This is a genomic window from Citrobacter sp. S46_ASV_140, assembly GCF_018919545.1.
GTDB classification, from domain to species: Bacteria; Pseudomonadota; Gammaproteobacteria; order Enterobacterales; family Enterobacteriaceae; genus Citrobacter; species Citrobacter braakii.
The window spans coordinates 1-6,624 of sequence record NZ_JAHLRC010000160.1; the positions used below are offsets into that span (position 1 = coordinate 1).

Genomic DNA, 6,624 nt, shown 5'->3' on the forward strand with positions numbered 1-6,624 from the left:
TATTACAACTGTGTTAAAAACAGCGTCAGGATACTCTATATCCAGTTTCTTTCAAACTTTCGTTTGAAATCTACCGGTTATGGTTTACGCCCGGTCGCTACAATATACACTTCACGCGAACGGGCGCGAGAAGAGTCCGGCTTACGAACTTTGACCTTCGTAAACAGGGAGCGAATCTCTCTTAGATACTCATCGAAGCCTTCGCCCTGGAACACCTTCACTACAAAACTACCACCTGGCGCTAATACATCACGAGCCATTCCAAGCGCCAGCTCTACCAGATACATGGCCCGGGGAATATCCACCGCCGGTGTTCCACACATATTTGGCGCCATATCAGACATGACAACTTGTACTTTACTGTCACCTACGCGTTCAAGTAACGCTTTCAGGACTAATTCATCACGAAAGTCGCCCTGAAGGAAGTCCACACCAACGATTGGATCCATAGGTAAAAGATCGCAAGCGATAATGCGGCCAGTGTTGCCGATCTGCGTAACCGCATATTGCGACCAGCCACCGGGTGCAGCACCGAGATCAACAATCGTCATCCCCGGTTTAAAAATTTTGTCACTTTGCTGTATTTCATCAAGTTTAAACCAGGCACGGGAACGTAACCCCTTTTTCTGCGCCTGCTGAACATATTTATCGCTAAAGTGTTCCTGAAGCCAGCGACTCGAGCTGGCAGAACGCTTTTTACCTGTCATTTCACATTCCCAAAGGGCAGTTCATCGTAACCAATGGTGTAAATTTCTACACAGCTATTTGGCGATATATGGGAGATGGCGGTAGAATGACCCGTTTTCAATCCCAACGTAAGCAAAAATATACGATGAATCTGAGTACTAAACAAAAACAGCACCTGAAAGGTCTGGCACATCCGCTCAAGCCTGTAGTTATGCTTGGCAACAATGGTTTGACCGAAGGGGTACTGGCCGAGATTGAACAAGCGTTAGAGCACCATGAACTTATCAAGGTGAAAATCGCCTCGGAAGATCGCGATACTAAAACCTTGATCGTGGAAGCTATCGTACGCGAAACCGGCGCCTGCAATGTACAGGTCATCGGTAAAACGCTGGTACTGTATCGCCCGACTAAAGAACGTAAAATCTCGCTGCCACGCTAAGAATATCCCAAAGTTGCACACGAAGTTTGTGTAAAACGCGGGATTTTCCGCTAGCAGGAGAGCAAAATGCCACGCTCTCTTCGTTGATAAAAGGCCGCTATGCGGCCTTTTTCCTTTCTTTACAATGTATCAACATCTTAACCAAGATGCGAATTACAGGTATTCTACCTTCGTTACTTCATATTCAACTTCACCGCCCGGCGTTTTAATAACCACCACGTCATCCTGCTCTTTACCGATCAGGCCACGAGCAATAGGCGAGTTCACCGAAATCAGGTTCTGTTTAAAATCGGCTTCATCATCGCCGACAATACGCCAGGTCTGCTCTTCGTCGTTATCGAGATTCAGCACGGTAACCGTCGCGCCGAAAACTACGCGACCATTGTTCGGCATTTTTGTGACGTCGATAACCTGCGCGTTGGACAGTTTAGCTTCGATATCTTTAATGCGCCCTTCGCAGAAACCCTGCTGTTCGCGCGCCGCGTGATACTCTGCATTTTCTTTCAGGTCGCCATGCTCGCGCGCATCTGCGATAGCGGCAATGATTTCAGGACGGCGCACCGATTTCAGAAAATCCAGTTCTTCGCGCAGTTTTTCAGCACCACGTAAGGTCATTGGGATAGCTTGCATTTGTTATACCTCTTGAACATTCCTGTAGGGGGCGGCTGCTCTCACCCCGGCTGCTAAGCCCACTCTGGCATACGCCATGCCAGAGTCAGAAGCAAAAAAATACCGACCCGGGGATCAGGGTCCCAGGTCAGCTACAATTCTCTATTTGATGATCATTTTACCCTGGAGTTCCCTATGGGTCATCGTTTACTTTTTGGGGCGTTGCGCCGTAGTATGACGGCCTGTTTCCAGGTTGTTAGCGCGAGATTATGCGATTTTCCAGATTTACCATTGGATTGACTGCCAGTATAGCGTTCAGCGTTCAGGCTGCGAACGTCGACGAGTATATCAATCAGCTCCCTGCCGGGGCCAACCTCGCCCTTATGGTACAGAAGGTTGGCGCACCTGCTCCTGCTATTGATTACCATAGCCAGCAGATGGCGCTGCCGGCCAGTACACAGAAAGTGATCACCGCGCTGGCGGCATTGATTCAGCTCGGGCCTGACTTTCGTTTTACCACCACGCTTGAGACTAAAGGCAACGTGGAAGGCGGCGTTTTGAAAGGTGACTTAGTGGCGCGATTTGGTGCCGATCCGACGCTAAAACGTCAGGATATTCGCAATATGGTGGCAACCCTGAAAAAATCAGGCGTGACGCAAATTGCCGGAAATGTCATGATCGACACCTCCATTTTCGCCAGTCATGATAAAGCGCCTGGCTGGCCCTGGAACGACATGACGCAGTGTTTTAGCGCACCGCCCGCGGCGGCTATTGTCGATCGTAACTGTTTCTCGGTTTCACTCTATAGCGCGCAAAAACCTAACGATCTCGCCTTTATCCGCGTGGCATCTTACTACCCGGTCACCATGTTCAGTCAGGTGCGTACTCTCGCTCGTGGCTCTGCCGAAGCGCAATATTGTGAACTGGACGTGGTTCCAGGCGATCTCAACCGCTTTACGTTGACCGGATGTCTGCCCCAACGAGCCGATCCGCTGCCGCTGGCATTCGCTATTCAGGACGGCGCCAGCTATGCCGGGGCGATTATCAAAGATGAGCTAAAACAAGCCGGTATCACTTACAGCGGGACTCTGCTGCGCCAGACGCTGGTCAACGAGCCGGGGACCGTGGTAGCCAGTAAGCAGTCGGCGCCGCTGCACGACCTGCTTAAGATTATGCTGAAAAAATCGGACAACATGATTGCCGATACCGTTTTCCGTATGATTGGCCATGCACGATTTAACGTGCCAGGTACCTGGCGAGCAGGTTCTGATGCCGTACGCCAGATTCTGCGTCAGCAAGCGGGTATTGATATCGGCAACACCATTATTGCCGACAGTTCTGGTCTCTCGCGCCATAACCTGATTGCCCCAGCGACCATGATGCAGGTGCTGCAATATATCGCTCAGCACGATAACGAGCTGAACTTTATCACCATGCTGCCGCTGGCAGGCCATGACGGCTCTTTGCAATACCGTGCGGGTCTGCATCAGGCTGGCGTAGATGGCAAAGTATCGGCGAAGACAGGCTCACTGCAGGGGGTCTATAACCTGGCAGGCTTCATCACCACGGCAAGCGGTCAGCGCATGGCATTTGTGCAGTATCTGTCTGGTTATGCTGTAGAGCCAGCTGATCAGCGTAATCGCCGTATTCCACTGGTCCGCTTCGAGAGCCGGTTATACAAGGATATTTATCAGAATAACTGAGTATGTTTGCCGGATGGCAGCGCTAACGCACCTAATCCGGCCTTCTGAAACCTGGAAACAAAACCCCGGCAACATGGCCGGGGTTTTTAATGTGATTAACGCTTGTAGATGAACTCAACGCCTTCTTCGTCGTCTTCGTCCCAATCGTCATCCCAATCATCTTCTGCTTCGTCTTCGACTTCAGCGAGTTGCTGGCGGTGATAATCATCCCACATGAACTCGACTTTCTCTGGCTGTTTCGCTTCTTCCGCCTGAACAATCGGGTTCTCGATGATAAAGGTCATCACATCCCAGCAGAGATCCTTCACGCCCAACTGGCTGGCGGCGGAGATCAGGTAATATTTACCTTCCCAGCCTAACGCTTCGGCGATCGCTTTCGCTTTCTCTTCCGCTTCAGCCTTGTCCAGCAAATCAATTTTGTTGAACACTAACCAACGCGGTTTAGACGCCAGATCCTGGCTGTATTTTTCAAGCTCGCCAATAATGATACGGGCATTTTCAACCGGATCGGAACCGTCAATCGGATCGATATCAATGAGGTGTAGCAGTACGCGGCAGCGTTCCAGGTGTTTCAGGAAGCGGATACCCAAGCCTGCGCCTTCAGCCGCGCCTTCAATCAGACCCGGAATGTCGGCAACTACGAAGCTCTTTTCGTTGTCCATACGCACCACACCCAGGCTCGGAACCAGGGTGGTGAACGGATAGTCAGCGACTTTCGGCTTCGCCGCGGACACCGCACGGATAAACGTCGATTTACCGGCGTTTGGCATGCCCAGCATCCCCACGTCCGCCAGCAGCATCAGCTCCAGCATCAGATCGCGTTTATCGCCCGGTGTACCCATCGTTTTCTGACGCGGAGTACGGTTGACCGAGGATTTGAAACGGGTGTTGCCCAGACCGTGCCAGCCGCCTTTAGCGACCATCAGACGCTGACCGTGTTTGGTCATGTCGCCCATGGTTTCGCCCGTGCCCTGATCGATTACACGCGTACCTACAGGCACTTTAATCGTGACATCTTTACCACGCTTGCCGGTGCAATCACGGCTCGCGCCATTCTGTCCACGTTCCGCGCGGAATGATTTTTCAAAACGGTAATCAATCAGCGTGTTCAGGTTTTCGTCGGCTTCCAGCCAAACGTCACCACCATCACCACCGTCTCCACCGTCCGGACCGCCTTTTGGGATGTACTTTTCGCGGCGGAAGCTGACGCAACCATTACCGCCATCACCTGCAACGACCAGAATCGATGCTTCATCAACAAACTTCATTTTACTCTCCGTAAATCATTCGCCTGAGCGGGGCTGCGAAACCACCGTTTCATGCTTACGTAAACCGCCCCAAATTCGATGACCAATGGCGGAATACATCGCGCCCGCAACCACGATAAACGCACCGAGATAACCTAATAGGTTTAGCATCGGTCTGGCGAAGAAATCGGGCCAGGCCAGTGATAATAAATCTGAAAATAACAACGTAAACAGCGGAGTGAGCGTAATAATGGCGCTCACCTGTGCCGCCTGCCAACGCGCCATCGCTTCCGCGAGAGCACCGTATCCTACCAGCGTATTCAGGCCGCAGAATACAAGGCATGCCAGCTGCCAGTCACTGAGCTGCGTGATGACACTGGGTTTAGCCAACGGCAACAACGCAATCGTACATAAAGTGTACAGTAAAAACAGGATCTGCGGTGATGCCAGGCGGCGCAATAACACCTTTTGCGCGACCCCATAGCTCACCCAGACCATCGCCGCACCAACACCAAAGATAACGCCCCAGGTGTAATCGGTGAGACGGGTAAAAATTTCGATCAGACTGGTATTAAAAAACAGAACCAGACCGCTCAGAAGCATAATGGCGCCAATCACCTGCGTACCGCGCATCTTTTCTTTTAGGATAAAGACGCTGGCAATCATCATACCAACCGGTGACAGCTGACCGATAACCTGCGAAGCCGTTGGGCTCAAATATTGCAAGGATGAACTAAACAGAATGAAGTTACCGAACAACCCACCGGTAGCGATAGCCAACAGGATCAGCCAACGCGCTTTGCGAAAAATACGCAACGGAGGGAGCTTTTTTTTAACCGCAAGAATAGCGCCAAGGCCAATGCTTGCCATTAAAAAACGGTAGAACACCACGGTAGGAGGCTCCATCACCTCCAGCACTTGCTTCATCGCTATTGGCAAAGCGCCCCAACATACTGCCGTTGTGAGTGCTAACAGAATACCAATACCTGCCTGCTGCTTCATGCCGTATTCCCTGCAAGGGCTCGTTTCCGGGTTATCACGGCGCGACGAGCGTATTTACCGGCCGTCGAATGTAAAAAGCCCCGCAACGTGTTGCGGGGCTTTTATCCGTTACCGGGACGCGAAAAACTTATTCAGCAACGATGCTGATGAATTTACGGTTTTTCGGGCCTTTCACTTCAAATTTCACTTTACCGTCTGCTTTAGCAAACAGAGTGTGGTCTTTGCCGCAACCAACGTTGGAACCAGCGTGGAATTTAGTACCACGTTGACGAACGATGATGCTACCAGCCAGAACTGTTTCACCGCCGAAGCGTTTTACGCCCAGACGTTTAGCTTCTGAATCGCGACCGTTACGAGTCGAGCCGCCAGCCTTTTTATGTGCCATTTAATCTGCTCCCCTTAACTTAAGCGCTGATGCCAGTGATTTTTACATCAGTGAACCACTGACGATGGCCCTGCTGCTTACGGTAGTGTTTACGACGACGAAACTTAACAATTTTAACTTTCTCGCCACGACCGTGAGCAACAACTTCAGCTTTGATAACGCCGCCATCAACGAAAGGAACGCCGATTTTGACTTCTTCACCGTTTGCGATCATCAGAACTTCTGCGAATTCAACAGATTCGCCAGTTGCGATGTCCAGCTTTTCCAGGCGAACGGTCTGACCTTCGCTTACTCGGTGTTGTTTACCACCACTTTGGAAAACCGCGTACATAAAAAACTCCGCTTCCGCGCACACCTTTTTGATGATTCAGAGTGCGCTATAAATATTCACAATAGGGCGCGAATATTACGCAAAACGCGAGCCTTTGACAAGTGCTACGTCAATACATGAAGAAAAAAAACACAACACGTACGGTAACGTTTATCTATGGCGTTTTTTCAGTACAATCAGCATATATTTATAACCCTAAACCCGACGTTACCTTCCGATAC

Annotated in this window: 8 protein-coding genes; 2 read left to right on the top strand and 6 right to left on the bottom strand. The window is 50.8% G+C overall.

Features of this window, described 5'->3' with window-relative positions; genetic code table 11:
* Positions 1-77: 77 nt before the first annotated feature.
* Positions 78-707 carry a 23S rRNA (uridine(2552)-2'-O)-methyltransferase RlmE gene (gene rlmE, locus KQJ19_RS21495; RefSeq protein ID WP_003025015.1) on the bottom strand — a complete coding sequence of 210 codons (630 nt, stop codon included), beginning with the start codon at positions 705-707 and terminating at the stop codon, positions 78-80.
* Positions 708-832: 125 nt separating this feature from the next.
* Between rlmE and yhbY the strand changes: the two genes are divergently transcribed.
* Positions 833-1,126: a ribosome assembly RNA-binding protein YhbY gene (gene yhbY / locus KQJ19_RS21500; RefSeq protein ID WP_003025016.1), complete on the top strand. Its 294-nt coding sequence runs from the start codon at positions 833-835 to the stop codon at positions 1,124-1,126.
* Between the two features lie 153 nt (positions 1,127-1,279).
* Here yhbY and greA read toward each other — a convergent pair whose 3' ends face one another.
* On the bottom strand, positions 1,280-1,756 hold the full coding sequence (gene greA, locus KQJ19_RS21505) for a transcription elongation factor GreA (RefSeq protein ID WP_016154674.1): 477 nt from the start codon (positions 1,754-1,756) through the stop codon (positions 1,280-1,282).
* A gap of 248 nt (positions 1,757-2,004) precedes the next feature.
* Here greA and dacB point away from each other — a divergent pair, with 248 nt between their 5' ends.
* Positions 2,005-3,438: a serine-type D-Ala-D-Ala carboxypeptidase gene (gene dacB, locus KQJ19_RS21510; RefSeq protein ID WP_216404113.1), complete on the top strand. Its 1,434-nt coding sequence runs from the start codon at positions 2,005-2,007 to the stop codon at positions 3,436-3,438.
* A gap of 95 nt (positions 3,439-3,533) precedes the next feature.
* On the opposite strand, the gene cgtA is transcribed toward dacB, so the two are convergent.
* The 4 genes from cgtA to rplU form a co-directional block, all read right to left on the bottom strand.
* A complete protein-coding gene (gene cgtA, locus KQJ19_RS21515; protein ID WP_016154676.1) occupies positions 3,534-4,706 on the bottom strand; it encodes an Obg family GTPase CgtA in 1,173 nt (390 codons plus the stop codon).
* A gap of 15 nt (positions 4,707-4,721) precedes the next feature.
* Entirely contained in the window at positions 4,722-5,687 is a 966-nt protein-coding gene (locus KQJ19_RS21520) for a DMT family transporter (protein WP_049040918.1), read from the bottom strand.
* A 127-nt stretch (positions 5,688-5,814) separates the two neighbouring features.
* Complete coding sequence (rpmA, locus tag KQJ19_RS21525) at positions 5,815-6,072, bottom strand: 50S ribosomal protein L27 (RefSeq protein WP_003025030.1); 258 nt, start codon at positions 6,070-6,072, stop codon at positions 5,815-5,817.
* A gap of 19 nt (positions 6,073-6,091) precedes the next feature.
* Positions 6,092-6,403 (bottom strand): 50S ribosomal protein L21, encoded by a 312-nt coding sequence (gene rplU / locus KQJ19_RS21530; RefSeq protein ID WP_003025032.1) that lies wholly within the window; start codon positions 6,401-6,403, stop codon positions 6,092-6,094.
* Positions 6,404-6,624: the final 221 nt, after the last annotated feature.

Excerpts from the sequence above, each read along its gene's own strand:
- rpmA (WP_003025030.1), bottom strand. The coding sequence starts at position 6,072 with ATGGCACATAAAAAGGCTGGCGGCTCGACTCGTAACGGTCGCGATTCA.
- KQJ19_RS21520 (WP_049040918.1), bottom strand. The coding sequence starts at position 5,687 with ATGAAGCAGCAGGCAGGTATTGGTATTCTGTTAGCACTCACAACGGCA.
- yhbY (WP_003025016.1), top strand. The coding sequence starts at position 833 with ATGAATCTGAGTACTAAACAAAAACAGCACCTGAAAGGTCTGGCACAT.
- greA (WP_016154674.1), bottom strand. The coding sequence starts at position 1,756 with ATGCAAGCTATCCCAATGACCTTACGTGGTGCTGAAAAACTGCGCGAA.
- rlmE (WP_003025015.1), bottom strand. The coding sequence starts at position 707 with ATGACAGGTAAAAAGCGTTCTGCCAGCTCGAGTCGCTGGCTTCAGGAA.
- rplU (WP_003025032.1), bottom strand. The coding sequence starts at position 6,403 with ATGTACGCGGTTTTCCAAAGTGGTGGTAAACAACACCGAGTAAGCGAA.
- dacB (WP_216404113.1), top strand. The coding sequence starts at position 2,005 with ATGCGATTTTCCAGATTTACCATTGGATTGACTGCCAGTATAGCGTTC.
- cgtA (WP_016154676.1), bottom strand. The coding sequence starts at position 4,706 with ATGAAGTTTGTTGATGAAGCATCGATTCTGGTCGTTGCAGGTGATGGC.